The 15,729-nt window shown below is 69.8% G+C and carries 15 protein-coding genes and 2 pseudogenes; 16 read left to right on the top strand and 1 reads right to left on the bottom strand.

Features of this window, described 5'->3' with window-relative positions:
* Positions 1-46: 46 nt before the first annotated feature.
* The 16 genes and pseudogenes from rimM to ABZU99_RS27050 all read left to right on the top strand — a co-directional run bounded on the left by rimM (position 47) and on the right by ABZU99_RS27050 (position 15,218).
* On the top strand, positions 47-598 hold the full coding sequence (gene rimM, locus ABZU99_RS27125; RefSeq protein WP_355948095.1) for a ribosome maturation factor RimM: 552 nt from the start codon (positions 47-49) through the stop codon (positions 596-598).
* A complete protein-coding gene (gene trmD, locus ABZU99_RS27120; RefSeq protein WP_355948097.1) occupies positions 595-1,425 on the top strand; it encodes a tRNA (guanosine(37)-N1)-methyltransferase TrmD in 831 nt (276 codons plus the stop codon). The genes rimM and trmD overlap by 4 nt, the downstream gene beginning before the upstream one ends.
* Positions 1,426-1,557: 132 nt before the next feature.
* Positions 1,558-1,908: a 50S ribosomal protein L19 gene (gene rplS / locus ABZU99_RS27115; RefSeq protein ID WP_355948100.1), complete on the top strand. Its 351-nt coding sequence runs from the start codon at positions 1,558-1,560 to the stop codon at positions 1,906-1,908.
* Between the two features lie 89 nt (positions 1,909-1,997).
* Positions 1,998-2,834, top strand: coding sequence for a signal peptidase I (gene lepB, locus ABZU99_RS27110; protein ID WP_355948103.1), 837 nt, complete (start codon positions 1,998-2,000; stop codon positions 2,832-2,834).
* Entirely contained in the window at positions 2,827-3,933 is a 1,107-nt protein-coding gene (lepB, locus tag ABZU99_RS27105) for a signal peptidase I (protein ID WP_355948105.1), read from the top strand. The genes lepB (ABZU99_RS27110) and lepB (ABZU99_RS27105) overlap by 8 nt, the downstream gene beginning before the upstream one ends.
* A gap of 121 nt (positions 3,934-4,054) precedes the next feature.
* Positions 4,055-4,822: a signal peptidase I gene (lepB, locus tag ABZU99_RS27100; RefSeq protein WP_355948108.1), complete on the top strand. Its 768-nt coding sequence runs from the start codon at positions 4,055-4,057 to the stop codon at positions 4,820-4,822.
* A gap of 107 nt (positions 4,823-4,929) precedes the next feature.
* On the top strand, positions 4,930-5,697 hold the full coding sequence (lepB, locus tag ABZU99_RS27095; RefSeq protein WP_356047060.1) for a signal peptidase I: 768 nt from the start codon (positions 4,930-4,932) through the stop codon (positions 5,695-5,697).
* A 40-nt stretch (positions 5,698-5,737) separates the two neighbouring features.
* A complete protein-coding gene (locus ABZU99_RS27090; RefSeq protein WP_355948230.1) occupies positions 5,738-6,232 on the top strand; it encodes an NUDIX domain-containing protein in 495 nt (164 codons plus the stop codon).
* A 39-nt stretch (positions 6,233-6,271) separates the two neighbouring features.
* Positions 6,272-6,580 (top strand): DUF2469 domain-containing protein, encoded by a 309-nt coding sequence (locus ABZU99_RS27085; protein WP_009714730.1) that lies wholly within the window; start codon positions 6,272-6,274, stop codon positions 6,578-6,580.
* A gap of 93 nt (positions 6,581-6,673) precedes the next feature.
* The gene (locus tag ABZU99_RS27080; RefSeq protein WP_355948114.1) at positions 6,674-7,033 is read left to right on the top strand and encodes a YraN family protein; all 360 of its coding nucleotides are present in this window, start codon (positions 6,674-6,676) and stop codon (positions 7,031-7,033) included.
* A pseudogene (locus ABZU99_RS27075) lies at positions 7,033-8,654 on the top strand (YifB family Mg chelatase-like AAA ATPase). Before ABZU99_RS27080 ends, ABZU99_RS27075 begins: the two are co-directional and overlap by 1 nt.
* A pseudogene (locus ABZU99_RS27070) lies at positions 8,654-9,223 on the top strand (DNA-processing protein DprA); the annotation flags it as partial. The pseudogenes ABZU99_RS27075 and ABZU99_RS27070, both read left to right, overlap by 1 nt.
* A 232-nt stretch (positions 9,224-9,455) precedes the next feature.
* Entirely contained in the window at positions 9,456-10,730 is a 1,275-nt protein-coding gene (locus tag ABZU99_RS27065) for a hypothetical protein (RefSeq protein WP_356047062.1), read from the top strand.
* Positions 10,731-10,783: 53 nt separating this feature from the next.
* On the top strand, positions 10,784-12,631 hold the full coding sequence (locus ABZU99_RS27060; protein ID WP_356047064.1) for a hypothetical protein: 1,848 nt from the start codon (positions 10,784-10,786) through the stop codon (positions 12,629-12,631).
* A 95-nt stretch (positions 12,632-12,726) separates the two neighbouring features.
* Positions 12,727-14,790: a hypothetical protein gene (locus ABZU99_RS27055; protein WP_356047066.1), complete on the top strand. Its 2,064-nt coding sequence runs from the start codon at positions 12,727-12,729 to the stop codon at positions 14,788-14,790.
* Entirely contained in the window at positions 14,787-15,218 is a 432-nt protein-coding gene (locus ABZU99_RS27050; protein WP_356047068.1) for a hypothetical protein, read from the top strand. Before ABZU99_RS27055 ends, ABZU99_RS27050 begins: the two co-directional genes overlap by 4 nt.
* Here ABZU99_RS27050 and ABZU99_RS27045 read toward each other — a convergent pair.
* Complete coding sequence (locus tag ABZU99_RS27045; protein WP_356047070.1) at positions 15,210-15,479, bottom strand: hypothetical protein; 270 nt, start codon at positions 15,477-15,479, stop codon at positions 15,210-15,212. The two genes, ABZU99_RS27050 and ABZU99_RS27045, sit on opposite strands and share 9 nt — an antisense overlap.
* Positions 15,480-15,729: the final 250 nt, after the last annotated feature.

Genomic DNA, 15,729 nt, shown 5'->3' with positions numbered 1-15,729 from the left:
GGCCATGGGCCGTCCCCGGCCCGTGTGTGTGAAGGGACATCGCATAGTGCAGTTGGTTGTCGCGCGGATCGGCCGTGCCCATGGCATCAAGGGTGAGGTCACCGTCGAGGTGCGGACGGACGAGCCGGAGCTGAGGCTCGCCCCTGGCGCCGTGCTGGCCACCGAGCCCGCCTCGGCCGGGCCGCTGACCATCGAGACCGGCCGAGTGCACAGCGGCCGGCTGCTGCTGCGGTTCGAGGGCGTGACGGACCGTACGGGCGCGGAGGCGCTGCGCAACATCCTCCTCATCGCGGAGGTCGACCCCACGGAGGTCCCCGAGGACCCCGAGGAGTTCTACGACCACCAGCTGATCGACCTCGATGTGGTCACCGTGGACGGCACGGAGGTGGGCCGGATCTCCGAGATCTCCCATCTGCCGTACCAGGATCTCCTGATCGTCCGGCGCCCGGACGGCAGCGAGGCGATGATCCCGTTCGTCTCCGAGGTGGTGCCGGAGATCGATCTGGAGGCGCAGCGCGCGGTCATCGACCCGCCGCCGGGGCTGCTGAACGAGGCCGACGCCGAGATCGCGAGCGGCCGTGAGGACGCGTCGTCATGAGGCTCGACGTCGTCACGATCTTCCCGGAGTACCTGGAGCCGCTGAACGTCTCGCTGGTCGGCAAGGCACGCGCCCGCGGTCAGCTGGACGTCCGCGTCCATGACCTGCGCGCGTGGACGCACGACCGGCACAACACCGTCGACGACACCCCCTACGGTGGCGGCCCGGGCATGGTCATGAAGCCCGAGCCCTGGGGCGAGGCGCTGGATGAGGTCATCGCGTCGGGGGAGGGCGAGGGGCTGGCGAAACCGACGCTGGTCGTGCCCACCCCGAGCGGCCGCCCGTTCACCCAGACCCTCGCGGTCGCACTCTCCGAGCGTCCCTGGCTGATCTTCGCTCCCGCCCGCTACGAGGGCATCGACCGGCGGGTGATCGAGGAGTACGGGGAGCGGCTCGAGGTCCATGAGGTCTCGATCGGCGACTACGTCCTGGCCGGTGGGGAGGCCGCCGTCCTGGTGATCACCGAGGCCGTGGCCCGGCTGCTGCCGGGTGTGCTGGGCAATGCCGAGTCGCACCGCGACGACTCCTTCGCCCCCGGCGCGATGGCCGACCTGCTGGAGGGGCCGGTCTACACCAAGCCCCCCGAGTGGCGCGGGCGCGTCATCCCGGAGGTGCTGGTCAGCGGCCATCACGGCAAGATCGCGCGGTGGCGCCGGGACGAGGCCTTCCGCCGCACCAGCGAGAACCGGCCGGACCTGATAGAGCGCTGCGACCCGGCGGCGCTGGACAAACACGACCGCGCCCTCCTGGCCGAGCTGGGCTGGGAGGCGATCGAGTCCGACCACGGGGCCCGATTTGGGCGGTCGGACCCTGGCGTGGAAGAATAGGCCGCTGCCGTACGTCCGGGCGCGCGCCCCTGCCACAGGGGGACCGACGCCGTCCGATGAGGGCGGCACTCCAAATCATCATCCCGATATTCCGCCGATGACCTGTGGCATCGGCGAGGAAAGCAGACGATCATGTCTCACCTGCTCGACACCGTCGACTCCGCGTCGCTGCGCAGCGACATCCCGACCTTCCGCCCCGGCGACACGGTCAACGTGCACGTCCGCGTCATCGAGGGCAACCGCTCCCGTGTCCAGCAGTTCAAGGGCGTCGTGATCCGCCGCCAGGGCGCCGGCGTGCGGGAGACCTTCACCGTCCGCAAGGTGAGCTTCAGCGTCGGCGTCGAGCGCACCTTCCCGGTGCACACCCCGATCGTCGAGAAGATCGAGCTGGTCACCCGCGGTGATGTGCGCCGTGCGAAGCTGTACTACCTCCGTGACCTCCGCGGCAAGGCCGCGAAGATCAAGGAGAAGCGCGACAGCTGAGTCGCGGCAAGCCGAGTTTCGCGCCGAGTTTTGCGCGACAACTGAGCTACGGCAGGATGTTCCGGCCGGGCCGGATAGGCTCTGGCCCGATGGACACCCAAGGACAGCTCGCGGAGCGCGACCGCTCCTCCTGCTCCGAGAAGGAGCAGGAGGAGCGGTCGCGCTCTTCGCGTGCGCCGGCTTCGTCGTCCGCACCGGCTTCGTGGGCGCGGACGCGCGCATGGCTGACCGGGGGCGGGCCGTGGCGGCGTGGGGCGCTGCTGGCGACGGTCTGCGCCCTGCTTGTACTGCTGGTGAGCGGCCTGGTGATGCAGCCGTTCCTGATCCCCAGCGGTTCGATGGAGAACACCCTCCGCCCCGGGGACCGGGTGCTGGTGAACAAGCTCGCCTACCGTTTCGGGGACGATCCGCGCCGCGGTGACGTTGTCGTGTTCGACGGCATCGGCTCCTTCCGCGAGGAGGAGCCGGCCGGGAACCCGGTGACCGGTGTGCTGCGCAGGGCGGCCGCGGCGGTCGGACTGGCCGAGCCGGCCGAGTCCGACTACATCAAGCGCGTGGTGGGCGTCGGCGGTGACCGGGTCATCTGCTGCGACAAGCGGGGGAGGATCGAGGTGAACGGTCGGCCGGTGGACGAGGACTACCTGTACCCGGGGGACGCCCCCTCGGGGGTGCCCTTCGACATCGTGGTGCCGGAGGGACGGCTGTGGGTGATGGGTGATCACCGCAGCGACTCCCGGGACTCACGCGACCATCTCGGTGCGCCCGGCGGGGGCACGGTCCCCGTCGACAAGGTCATCGGGCGCGCCGACTGGATCGGCTGGCCGCTGGGCCACTGGTCCCGGCTGGGCCGGCCGGACGCCTTCGGGGGCGTGCCCGCACAGCCGCGCGCCCTACAGGACGCCGACCCGGGCGGCGCTCATGGGTAGCCGCGGTCGACCGCGGACCGGTACGCGGCGCGCGGGTGTGACCATCGGCGAGGCGCAGCCCCGGCTGCCGGGGGAGCGCCGGGTGGGCGGGCGCGCGGAGCGGCGCAGGATCCAGCGCCGTATCACGCGCAGGCGGCGTCGCTCGGCCGTCAAGGAGATCCCGATCCTGGTGGGCGTGGCGCTGGTGATCGCGCTGGTCCTGAAGACCTTCCTGGTGCAGGCGTTCGTGATTCCGTCCGGCTCGATGGAGCAGACGATCCGGATCGGCGACCGGGTGCTGGTGGACAAGTTCACCCCGTGGTTCGGCTCGAAGCCGGAGCGCGGCGATGTGGTGGTCTTCAAGGACCCCGGGGGCTGGCTGGAGGACGAGCGCAAGCCGGCCAAGGACGATCCGCCGGTCATCAAGCAGGGCAAGGAGTTTCTGACCTTTATCGGTCTGCTGCCGTCCTCGGATGAACAGGATCTGATCAAACGGGTGGTCGCGGTCGGCGGCGACACGGTCGCGTGCTGCGATACGAACGGCAAGGTCACGGTCAACGGGACCCCGCTGAACGAACCGTATCTGCACCCTGGAAACGCGCCGTCGCAGCGTCAGTTCAAGGTGACCGTCCCGAAGGGGCGGATCTTTGTGATGGGGGATCACCGGTCCAACTCGGCGGATTCCCGGGTGCATCTGGACGAGCCCTACCACGGCACCGTCTCGGACAGCAGTGTGGTCGGCCGTGCCGTGGTGATCGCCTGGCCGTTCGGACACATGCGGCAGCTCGAGGAGCCCGGAACCTATGCGTCTGTTCAGGACGCGCCGGGCGGGGCCACGCAGGCGGCGGGCTCGCCGCATAGGCTGTCCCCCATGGATCAGCAAGGAATGGTCCAGCTCCCGACCCCTGCGGAACTCCCGCTCGTTATGGGAGTGGTGGTCCTGCGCCGTGCATGGGGCAGGCGGCAGTCAGGCGTGAGGAGTGGATGTGGGGGATTTGGCGGTCGGCGCACGATCCGGTCACGAAGAGCCCGAGAGGCAGTCCGGGACGGGGAAGGAAGACCCCGGGGACGGGGCTGTCGCGGCGCCCGGAGCCGGTGCCCCCACGGACGAGACGGCTGACAAGCCGGGGGCGCCCGGCGCCCCGGGCGATCCCGCCGAGGCGGATTCCCCCGGCCCGGCGCGGCCCTCCGGGCCGGAGGACGGCCCGGGGGCGCAGCGGGGCGCCCGGAAGCAGCGGAAGGTGCGCTCCTTCTGGAAGGAGCTGCCCATCCTTGTCGGCATCGCGCTGCTGCTCGCGCTGCTGATCAAGACCTTCCTGGTGCAGGCGTTCTCGATCCCGTCCGACTCGATGCAGGACACCTTGCAGCGGGGCGACCGGGTGCTGGTGGACAAGCTCACGCCGTGGTTCGGCTCCGAGCCGGAGCGCGGCGAGGTGGTCGTCTTCCATGACCCGGGCGGCTGGCTCGGCGAGACGCAGCAGAAGGACTCCGGCCCGATCGCCGAGGGCATCCAGAAGGTGCTCAGCTTTGTCGGCCTGATGCCGTCGGCGGAGGAGAAAGACCTGATCAAGCGGGTCATCGCGGTCGGTGGGGACACGGTCTCGTGCAAGCGCGGCGGCAAGGTCATGGTCAACGGCAAGCCGCTGGACGAGCCGTACATCTACCCCGGGAACACGCCCTGTGACGAGAAGCCGTTCGGCCCGATCACGGTGCCCAAGGGCCGGATCTGGGTGATGGGCGACCACCGTCAGGACTCGCTGGACTCCCGCTACCACCAGAACCTGCACAACGGCACGGTCTCGGTGGACGATGTCGTCGGGCGCGCGATCGTCGTCGCCTGGCCGATCGACCGGTGGGCCACCTTGTCGGTGCCGGGCACCTTCGACCAGCCGGGGCTGGGCGCCGCGGCCTCGATGGCCCCGCAGGCGGTGGGGCTCGCGGGCGCGGTGCCGATCGTGCTCTGGCGGCGCCGCAGGACGATCGCCATGGTGCGGCGGACGGCTGACTGACGGCGGACTGCTGACGGGCTCGATACCGCCGGGTAAGGTGCGATCCCGTGCCCCCGGGCACGCGGAACCTGATCTTCTACGTCTGTGCGTACGGCAGGAGCACTGGAATGAGCGGAGCCCGAGGGGTGGGGGACGGCAAGCCGCCGGGTGGCAAGCCGGGCAGTGTGCTGTCCGGGCTGGCGGTGGCCATCGGCTGTGTGCTGTTCCTGGGCGGCTTCGCCTGGGGCGCTGTGCTCTACAAGCCGTACACCGTCCCGACCGACTCCATGGCCCCGACGATCGGCAAGGGTGACCGGGTGCTCGCCCAGCGGATCGACGGCGGCGAGGTGCGCCGGGGCGATGTGGTGGTCTTCCAGGACGAGATCTGGGGCGCCCTGCCCATGGTCAAGCGGGTCGTCGGGGTCGGCGGCGACAAGGTCGTGTGCTGCGACAAGCAGGGCCGGCTGAGCGTGGACGGCAAGGTTCTCGAAGAACCGTATCTGCAGGCCCATGAGCCGGCCTCCATGACCCAGTTCTCGACCACGGTGCCCAAGGGCCGGCTGTTCCTCATGGGCGACCACCGCAGCGACTCCCTCGACTCGCGGGTGCACCTCACCGACAGCAGCCATGGCGCCGTCCCGCGGGGCGCGGTCACCGCCCGGGTGGACGCCACCGCGTGGCCGCTCGGCGGCGGGATCATGGAGCGCCCCGCGGCGTTCGAGGCGCTGCCCGGCGGCGTCTCCCGGCCGGGGCCGCTGCGGCTCGTCCTGACAGCGGTCGTCACCGGCGCCGTGCTCATCCTGGCGGGCGCGGCCTACGGTCCGCTCACCCGCCGCAGGAGGGTCGGCCGCGGGCGGCGGGACGAGGCGAAGGAGAAGGTGGCGGCGCGTGGCTGACGGGACCGGCGGAGCCGGGCGGGAGGCCAAAGCGGGCGCGATCCCCGAGACCGCGCTGCGGAAGGTCGCCCGGGTGGTGCTGCTGGATCCACAGGACCGGATTCTGCTGCTCCACGGCTTCGAGCCGGACGATCCGTCGACGACGTGGTGGTTCACCCCCGGGGGCGGTCTCGAGGGTGACGAGAGCCGCGAGCAGGCGGCGCTCCGGGAGCTCGCGGAGGAGACCGGGATCACCGACGCGCGGCTCGGCCCGGTGCTGTGGCGGCGCATCTGCTCCTTCCCGTTCGCCGGGCGGCGCTGGGACCAGGACGAGTGGTACTTCCTGGCCCGCACGGAACAGACCACGACGCGCACCGGCGGCGGGCTGACGGAACTGGAGCGGCGCAGTGTGACCGGGCTGCGATGGTGGACGGCGCGGGAGCTGGCCACCGTGACAGAGCCGGTGTATCCGACACGGCTGCCACAGCTGTTGCGTACGCTGCTGGTCGAGGGACCCCCGAGTGCACCGGTGATCCTGGAGACTGAGCGCGTCTGACGCACAATGGGGGGACGCACGGCTGAAGGGGAACATGCCATGAGCGCCGAGGACCTCGAGAAGTACGAGACCGAGATGGAGCTGAAGCTCTACCGGGAGTACCGCGATGTCGTCGGTCTGTTCAAATATGTGATCGAGACCGAGCGCCGCTTCTATCTCACCAATGACTACGAGATGCAGGTGCACTCAGTCCAGGGTGAGGTCTTCTTCGAGGTGTCGATGGCCGACGCCTGGGTCTGGGACATGTATCGACCGGCCCGCTTCGTGAAGCAGGTCCGCGTCCTGACGTTCAAGGACGTGAACATCGAGGAGCTGAACAAGAGCGACCTCGACCTTCCGGGTGGCTGAGTTATTCACAGATGACCGCCCGTCCACAGAAAACATCCAAGATCCCACAGCGAGGCGCGGGGGCGTCACAGTCGGTGCCGGAGGTGGTGCCGAATGAACGCCCGAGGAGCGCTGGGCCGCTACGGCGAGGATCTGGCGGTGCGCCGGCTGGCCGAGGCCGGGATGACCGTCCTGGAGCGCAATTGGCGATGCCGCGAGGGTGAGATCGACATCGTCGCCCTCGACGCCGGGGCGCTGGTGGTGTGCGAGGTCAAGACGCGCCGCGACGGTGCGTACGAGCATCCTATGGCGGCCGTCCGGCAGGTCAAGACCGAGCGGCTGCGGCGGCTGGCCGAGCGGTGGCTGGAGCGGCACGGCGGCCCACCGTCGGCCGGGGTGCGGATCGACCTGGTGGGTGTGGTGCTGCCGCGGCGCGGCGCGCCCGTGGTCGAGCATGTGCGGGGGGTGGCCTGATGGGGTTCGCCCGCACCTGTTCGGTCGCGCTGGTCGGAGTCGAGGGCGTCGTGGTGGAGGTCCAGGCCGATCTGGAGCCCGGGGTGGCCGCCTTCACCCTGGTCGGGCTGCCCGACAAGAGCCTGGTGGAGAGCCGGGACCGGGTTCGCGCCGCGGTGGTCAACTCCGGAGCGGACTGGCCGCAGAAGAAGCTCACGGTCGGGCTCAGCCCGGCGTCCGTCCCCAAGGGCGGCAGCGGCTTCGATCTCGCGGTGGCCTGTGCGGTGCTCGGCGCCGCCGAGCGCGTCGACCCACGGGAGATCGCCGATCTGATGATGATCGGGGAGCTGGGCCTGGACGGCCGGGTCCGGCCGGTGCGCGGGGTGCTGCCCGCCGTGCTCGCGGCCTCCGAGGCGGGATACCGGCAGGTCGTCGTCCCGGAGCAGACGGCCGCAGAGGCATCCTTGGTCCCGGGCGTTTCGGTGCTCGGCGTGCGGAGTCTGCGGCAGCTGATCGCGGTGCTGACGGACGAGCCGGTGCCCGAGGAGGAGGCGCCGCCGGAGCTGGGACGGCCCGATCCGATGCTGGCGGGTCTCACCGTGCCCGGAGCCGGCATGGGCACCGGGGTGGCCGCCCGGCCCGGCAGCGGGGTGGCGGGGCCCGATATGGCCGAGGTCGCCGGGCAGCGGGCCGCACGCACCGCCCTGGAGGTCGCGGCCGCGGGCGGGCACCATCTGTTCCTCAACGGTCCGCCGGGCGCGGGCAAGACCATGCTCGCCGAGCGGCTGCCCGGTCTGCTGCCGCCGCTCACCCGGCAGGAGGCCCTGGAAGTCACCGCCGTGCATTCGGTGGCCGGAGTCCTGCCGCCGGGGCAGCCCCTGGTGGACACCCCGCCCTACTGCGCCCCGCACCACTCGGCGACCATGGCCGCCCTCATCGGCGGGGGCCACGGCCTGCCGAGACCCGGCGCGGTCTCGCTCGCCCACCGCGGGGTGCTGTTTTTGAAGAGGCGCCCGAATTCAGCGGCCAGGCGCTGGACGCGCTGCGACAGCCCCTGGAGTCGGGGCATGTGGTGGTCGCCCGGTCCGCGGGCATGATGCGGATGCCCGCCCGATTCCTGCTGATGATGGCGGCCAACCCCTGTCCCTGCGGTCGCCACGGCATGCTGGGCGACGGCTGCGAGTGCACGGCCATGATGGTCCGCCGCTATCAGGCGCGGCTCTCCGGGCCGCTGCTGGACCGGGTCGACCTGCGCGTCCATGTCGAGGCGGTCAGCCGGGCCGCGCTCACCGCAGGGTGCTCCACGGCGGAGAGCACCGCGTCCGTCGCGGCCCGGGTGCGCGAGGCCCGGGAGCGGTCCGCCGCGCGCCTCGAGGGCACCCCCTGGCGGCTGAACAGCGAGGTGCCCGGTCATGAGCTGCGCACCCGCTGGCAGCCATGCCCCGGCGCGCTGCGCGAAGCCGAGCGCGACATGGAGCGCGGGCTGCTCACCGCCCGGGGGCTCGACCGGATCCTGCGGGTTGCCTGGACCATCGCCGACCTGGCCGGCCACGACCGGCCGCTGGCGGCGGACATCGCCCAGGCGCTCCAGCTGCGCACCGGGATCAGCCGCGGGGTGCCGGTCGGGGCGGGGAAGCGGTGATGCCCGGTCCTTCGGCCGACGGCCGCGACGCGCCGCCCGCCCCGGGCCCCTGGCGGGACGAGGGGCCGGGCCCGGACCGGGCCCCGGGGCCGGATGCCGGGCAGGGCGTAGGCGAGGAGGAGCGTCTGGCCCGCGCGGCGCTCACCCGGCTCGTGGAGCCCGGCGACGAGACGGTGGGGCGGTGGCTGCGCGAGCTGGGCCCCGTGGCGCTGCTGCGGGCGCTGTGCGGGGAGGGGAAGCCGCCGCCCGGGGCGAGCGGACAGCGCATGGCCGGATGTGCGCTGCGGGCCGACCGGCTCGACCCCGCCGCGGACCTTGCCATGATCGCCGGGTGCGGCGGACGGTTCGTCTGTCCCGGGGATCTGGAGTGGCCGGGTCAGCTCGACGACCTCAAAGACGCTCGCCCGGTCGGGTTATGGGTGCGTGGCCCGGCCCGCCTGCGGATGTGGGCGCTGCGCTCGGTCGCCGTGGTGGGCGCGCGGGCCTGCAGCGACTACGGCTCCCATGTCGCCGCGACGCTCGGCGCCGGGCTCGCCGAGCGGGGCTGGGTCGTGGTCTCCGGTGCCGCCGGTGTTCTGTATCTAGTGACCGTTGTTGTCGAAGCTCGTTGTCACCCATGTGGCGGAGTTGGAATCGAGTGCCCGGTGTTGGCAGCTTCATAGGCACGTCCCGAGTCGTACGGCGGATGCCGTGGCCGAGTTGCTCGGTGAGGTGCCCGGCCGCGCTGGTCGTACAGGGAACCCGGATGTACGAGATGGGCAGCGGTTCGTGGTCGGCCCCGATGGCCGGCCTGATCTGCGTGTGAATTGGTGCCTGGGCTCGGCGAAGTGGCGGCGGTTGGCCTGGCGCACGCAGCGGGACTACTCGTACTCGCTGTTGGTGTGGCTGAACTACCTGATCACGGTGGGTGTGAACTGGTGGGACGCCGACGACGAGGTGGCGTCCGAGTTTCTGTTCTGGCGGCTCACGGATCCCGCGAACGAGGACACCGTGGAGACCGGGACCTTCGTCCGGGACCTGGCCGGGCTGAAGAAGTTCTACAAGTTGGCCGCGCGGTTCGGGGTCCTCGATCCGTTCGCGGACATGGAGGCGCCGCGCATCGTCCGGCACGCGGACGTCAAATGGCTCGACCCGGGGGGATACGCCCGATGGGTTGATCTGGGCATCCGGGGCTTCGATCTCCACGGTCGGCCGGACCCGTGGTGGAAGGGCCGCAACGATCAGCGGGACCGAGCGTTCTGCGACGGCCTTTACGGCAACGGCCTGCGCGTTTCGGAGTGGGCCAGCGTGGTGCTGCCCGAACTGCCCGCCTACGACCGCCGGAGGGGCTTCTTCACCTGCGAGCTCGCCGATGCCTGCGCTAAGGGCGGCTACGGGCACAAGTACTGGATGCCCAGGTCGGCCCTGCGCGGGGTGCTGGGCTACGTCGAGGGCGCCAGAGCGGCAGCGGTCCGCCGGGCACAGGCCGCAGGCCGCTATGAGCGGATCGTCGACCGGCGCATCGTGCTGGCCACTCACGGCATGCACTCGGTGACCATGTCCTCGGCCGACGGTGGTTCCCAGCGGGAGGAGTGGAACGACGTCGGGCCGCAGACCCGCAAGCTGCTGTTCCGCCGCACTGCTCAGGGCTTGGAACCGGTGGCTGTGTGGTTGAACGAGGACGGTCTGCCGCGCGACGGCGGGGGCTGGGAGCACACCTTCGACGTCGCGAACGAGCGGATCGCCTCGCTCGGCCTGGAGAACTTCAGCTGCACCGCCCACATGCTGCGGCATTCGATGGCGCTGAGGTGGTACGCGGTCGGCAAACTGATCAAGTACTCGCGGCTGGGGCATCTGACGGAGGACGAACAGCGCGACTTCCGTGAGGAGATCGGCGATGTCTGGCACCTGGTCCAGACGATGCTCGGACACTGCAGCGTGGAGACGACCAAGAACGTCTACCTCGAGCCCTTCCGGACGCTGGAGGTGGAGGCTCTGCTGGCCCATGCCGACGGCTTCCCGGTCGCGTCGTTCATGGCCGATGTGTTCGCCGAGCACCCGTGGGTCCGCACCGATCCGCTGGCGGTGGCCCAGTGAGCCGGGGGCGGAAGGCTGCCCTGCCGAAGGGGACCAGGACCCGGCACGGGCTGATGACGACGGAGGACGGCCGCCGGATTGTCCGGTGCTACAGCCAGGACGGGGAGGACCGCGTCGACTTCGATGTGTCGAAGTTGGCCATGCCGGAGCCTCTGCGCGAGGCGATGATCGCGGCTCTGGTCGCCCGCACTGCTCCGGACGCGGGGCTGACCTCCCACCACTCATTCAACAAGTCCTACCGGTCCTTGGTGGAGTTCGACCGCTACCTCACCGGGCTGGAGACGGCGCCGCAGAGTGCGGCCGAGGTCGGCCCCGGTCTCTTCGACGGGTTCTACGGCCACCGCAAGGCGGAGGGCATCAAGACCGCCCGACACGAGCTGGTGGAGGTGCGGTTGCTGCTGCTTCGGACGGCGGGCATCAGCGACGCTCTGGCGGGCCGGCTTGCCGGCGTGATGCCGTCGAGGCCCGACAGCGAGCCGTCCCACAGCTACAGCCGGGCCGAGCTGAAGAGGATCGCGCAGGCTGCACGAGCAGCGTTGCGGTCGGCGGAGACTCGCATCCGCAGCAACCGCGAGCTGCTGGCGCAGTTCCGCGCGGGGGACCTCGACGTCAGCAGCGATGTCCATCTGCGGCGCCGCCTGCAGATCCTTGACCATCTTGACCGGGTCGGCGACGTCCCCCGCCGGATGCGCAAGTCCGCTGGCATGGTTCAGTACGCCCCCGAGACTTGGGTGATGTCCAAGGGCAAGATCCCGGACGTCTTCGGATGGCTCTATCTCAAGCCGGAGGAGATCGCGGCCGCGGCGGTGTTATTCGGCGTGATGACCGGCCAGAACCCGGAGCCGATCTTGAAGATGACGGCCGCCCACCATCGAGCCGACGGCGGTGTCGGGCCCGGCACCGCGATCGTCGGCCTGCGCAAGCCGCGTCGTCAGAGCCGGGCCTACATGGACCTGGCGTTGTCGGAGGTCCCGGACTGGATCAGCATCCCGGCACAGCCTGACCAACTGGCCACCCGGGACATCCTGCACACCCCCTTCGGCCTCTACGTCCTGGTCCACGACCTGACGGCACGGGCCCGGCACTTCGCCGGCGGCAACCGGCTCCTGGTCGCCTACATGTCCAGCGGCGGCGGCGGCCGCAGCGGCAACGGCCGGGGCTGGCGCCCGATCGCGACGAACGGAGCCCCGATCAGCAAGCTCGGCAGAACCTGGAACCTGCCCTCGGACGAAACGGACGACGAGGGCAGGCCACTGCCGATGCAGCCGCTGCGGCTTGAGACGCTGCGGATCACCTACATCGAGCTCCACCAGAAACCCGTCGCCCACACCGAGCGGACCGCCGCGACCCGCTACCTGGTCCGCAACCGTGGCAATATCAACGAATACCGCACGGTCGTCGCCGAGACGCTGACCGCCGAGGTTGCCAAGGCACGGGCCCGCTCCAAGATCACCACGATGACCGCCAAGCAGGTGGCCCAGGCCTGGGAAAACCTCGAAGAGGCCGCCGCCGAGCTGGGCCTGGAGCCGACGGTGCTCAAGCGGATGCTGGCGGGGGAACTGGACACCGTGCTGGGGGCCTGCACCGACAACACAGGCGGCGACTACAACCCGGGGGAGCCCTGCCGGGCCTCATTCCTGCTCTGCCTGGACTGCGAGTGCGCCAGGGCCCTGCCCCGCCATCTTCCCTTGCAGGTCGTTGTCCACGACCGGCTCGCCGAGCGGCGCGAGCAGATGGACCCGCTGCAGTGGGCCGGCCGGTTCGCCGGCCCGCACGCGCAGCTGGCCGACCTGCTGGACCAGGCGGACGAGGCTGCCGTTGAGGACGCCCGCAAAGCTGCCGGGCCGGCCGAGCACAAGCTCGCCAGCCGCCTGCTGAACAGAGAGCTCGACATCCGATGACATCCCCCGCCCCGATCATGCTCGGCGAGCCTGAAGGGCTCCCTGAAGGGCTCCCGGAGGGCACCGTCTGGCCGGGCCCGGACACGCTCGTGCTGATGAACCGCAGGATCAGGAATGACGCCGACCCGGCCCGGCTGTCACGCTTCGCCGACAACCGCTGGGACCTCAACGCCGGGATCTTCGAGGACCACGCACGATCCCAGAGCCTCAACTTTGAGATCATTCCCGAGCCGCTGCGACTGGCTGCGAAGTACTACATCTGGCAGTTGATCAACCATCCGAAGGCCCGCACGATCCGGCGCTCGACGACGGGTCGGATGGCCCTCCACACGATCGAGATCTTCTTCTACGGCTCCCTGCAGCATGTTCTGAAGTGGTTCGCGGCCCAAGGGATCATCGAGTTCTGCCAGGTCACCCACGAGTTGCTCTGGGCTTACCTGGACGCTCTCGATGCTGACAACGTCGCCATCCACAAGCGTTACCGACGCATCACCGAGGTGAGGCGGCTCTGGATCCAGCGCGATCTTCTGCCGTTCTGCCTGCGGCTTCCCGAGGCCCCGCCCTGGGACGGCGAAGACACCCAGGACCTGCTGGAGCGGACCCGCGGTGACCGGGAGAACCGCACGAAGCGGATCGGCGAGCACACCATGCAGGCCCTGCTTCGATGGGCCATTCGCTTCCTGGAGGACTTCAGCGAGGACATCCTGGCTGCCTGGGACGAGCACCGGACACTGCTGGCCCGGCGCCCCGAGCACATGCGGGGCAACCGGCGCCGACGGAAGTCCGGGGAGCTGAGGGCCGACGTCGCCGCCTACCTCGACCGGCTCCGCGGCCGCGGCGACAGCCTGCCTGGCACCCGCCGGGACGATGGAACCCCGGAGATTGCTTGGCGCCACATCGCGTCCCAGCTGAACTGCGCGAACTCGATCTATCTCACAACATCCGGCCGCATGATCATGGAGTGCGGTCTGCCCATCAGCGAGGACATCTACCTCGACACACCAGTCAGCGCGAAGCTGGACGGACAGCCTTGGCACCCCCGGATTCCGTTCGACAAGGCCCCGCAGCTGGCCCGGTTACTGAGTACGGCCTGCTTCGTCATCGTCGCCTACCTCTCTGGCGCCCGCGTCGGAGAGGTCCTCAACCTACGGCGGGGCTGCGTCAGCCTCGACGAGACCACGGGCCTGTGGTTGATGGAGGGGCTCTACTTCAAGGGCGCCGAGGACGAGGACGGCAACAAGATCCCGGAAGGAACCGTCCGCGAGGACCCCTGGGTGGTCATCGAACTCGTCGCCCAGGCGGTCGCGATCCTGGAGCGACTGCACGAGAGCCACCTGCTCTTCCCGAACCGGCTCAAACCGATCAAGCAAACCCCCGGCAAGGAACCCAAACGCCGTGGTGAGGCCCGCTCGGACCGGCTCATTGCCGAGGACCTGGCCAAGTTCGCCACCTGGGTCAACGAACGCTGCCAGCAGATGGGCCGCAGGGACAGCATCCCGGCGGACCCTGCCGGAGGAATCGCCCCCAGCCGTTTCCGTCGCACGCTGGCCTGGTTCATCCGGCGCAAGCCCCGCGGCCTGATCGCCGCGTCGATTCAGTACGGACATACCTACACCCGCATGCTCCAGGGCTACGCGGGCTCCTACGAGGCCGGATTCCTCGACGACTACGCGTTCGAGGACTGGCTCTTCCGCATGGAAGGCATCGCCGAGGACGAACAACGACTCCTCGCAGGCGAGCACGTCAGCGGGCCCGCTGCCGACGCCTACCGCTACCGCGTCCAGGCAGCCAGCCGCGAGTTCGCCGGCCGCGTCATCAACAGCGAACGTCATGCCCGCGACGTTCTCGGCAACCCGCTGCTGCAGATCCACCACGGCGAGGGCATGACCTGCGTCCTCAATCCCGCCACTGCGGCCTGCCAGCTCAGAGGCTCGGCGGATGACCCGATGATCACCCCCGACATCGACGACTGCAGGCCCCGCTGCCAGTGTCTCGCCCGCACCGACCGTGACATCACGGTCATCCAAGAACGCGTGGACGAGCTCACTGAGATCGTCGCCGACCCCCTCGCCCCACCGATTCGTCACGCGCGCGAGCAGCACGAACTGGAACGGCTCCGCGCGATCATCGAAGAGCATCAGCGCGGAGCCCAAGAATGACCGTCCTCCCACTCGACGACGAGCAAGACCCGGTCCGTCGCGACATCATCGCCGCCATCAACCGTCTTCTCGTCGGCACCCCGCACCGGTCCAACGGGCGCTTGAACGTCACCCAGTTGGCGATCGAAGCCGACGTCAAACGCTGGCACCTCACCCACCAGCACACCGATCTCAAGGACCGGTTCCAGGCCGAGGCCGCATATGCGGAGGCCAAGCGGACAGCGGCCGTGCAGTCCGCCGACGCCTACAAGGACCTGAAACAGCAGAACGCTGAGCTCCGCCAGTACTGCCGCCAGCTGGAAAGCCGCCTGGAGATTTACGCGGCGGCCCTCAACCAACTCGCGCTCGAATACGCCGCCCTCTCGGGACGTGATGACGACGCTGCCAAGGTCAGGACACTGCCACGGCGGCGCCAACCGCTACCTTGAGAGACCCCATGAATGTTCGAGGTCATTGATTTCACGTTCAATGTTCGAGATGCCTTCTGTCATGCGGTCTGGCCTGAAGGACGGGTCAGCACGCTGAAGGTCGCGCATAGTTTCGAGTTCCTGCCTTCGCAGGCGGAGCAAGTTGCGCAGGAGTGTCGGCTTATCGCACTTCTTGCGACCGGACTCATATTCGCCGATCTCTCTGACGATGGGGGTTAGCCGCTCGTCCACCTTCTTTGCGGCTTCGTTCATCTCGCTCATCGTCATCGGCTCCCTCGGCTATCTGCAGTGACAGGTGGCGGAGCGTTCCCGGAGACAGTTCCAAGCCTAGCCTTCCTTGGCACCGCCTGCATCACCAGCGGGTGTCTATAGCGTTGGCCTGCTACAGGTACTTATCACCCACACCTGCGGTTATGGCGAGAGCAACAGTCCTGTTGCCCATCTAGTTGCACGTCTAGCCCTCTGACCTGTGATCGTGCGGAGAGCAAGCTCCAAGCGCTCCGATCCGCAC

The sequence above is a fragment of the Streptomyces sp. NPDC005266 genome (assembly GCF_040607655.1).
Taxonomy (GTDB): Bacteria; Actinomycetota; Actinomycetes; order Streptomycetales; family Streptomycetaceae; genus Streptomyces.
This window is presented reverse-complemented; position numbering and strand designations above follow the sequence as displayed.

Bases quoted from the DNA above. Each gene is read 5' to 3' on its own strand.
- trmD (WP_355948097.1), top strand. From the start codon at position 595: ATGAGGCTCGACGTCGTCACGATCTTCCCGGAGTACCTGGAGCCGCTG.
- rplS (WP_355948100.1), top strand. From the start codon at position 1,558: ATGTCTCACCTGCTCGACACCGTCGACTCCGCGTCGCTGCGCAGCGAC.
- lepB (WP_355948103.1), top strand. From the start codon at position 1,998: ATGGACACCCAAGGACAGCTCGCGGAGCGCGACCGCTCCTCCTGCTCC.
- lepB (WP_355948105.1), top strand. From the start codon at position 2,827: ATGGGTAGCCGCGGTCGACCGCGGACCGGTACGCGGCGCGCGGGTGTG.
- lepB (WP_356047060.1), top strand. From the start codon at position 4,930: ATGAGCGGAGCCCGAGGGGTGGGGGACGGCAAGCCGCCGGGTGGCAAG.
- ABZU99_RS27085 (WP_009714730.1), top strand. From the start codon at position 6,272: ATGAGCGCCGAGGACCTCGAGAAGTACGAGACCGAGATGGAGCTGAAG.
- ABZU99_RS27080 (WP_355948114.1), top strand. From the start codon at position 6,674: ATGAACGCCCGAGGAGCGCTGGGCCGCTACGGCGAGGATCTGGCGGTG.
- ABZU99_RS27060 (WP_356047064.1), top strand. From the start codon at position 10,784: ATGACGACGGAGGACGGCCGCCGGATTGTCCGGTGCTACAGCCAGGAC.
- ABZU99_RS27055 (WP_356047066.1), top strand. From the start codon at position 12,727: ATGAACCGCAGGATCAGGAATGACGCCGACCCGGCCCGGCTGTCACGC.
- ABZU99_RS27050 (WP_356047068.1), top strand. From the start codon at position 14,787: ATGACCGTCCTCCCACTCGACGACGAGCAAGACCCGGTCCGTCGCGAC.
- ABZU99_RS27045 (WP_356047070.1), bottom strand. From the start codon at position 15,479: ATGAGCGAGATGAACGAAGCCGCAAAGAAGGTGGACGAGCGGCTAACC.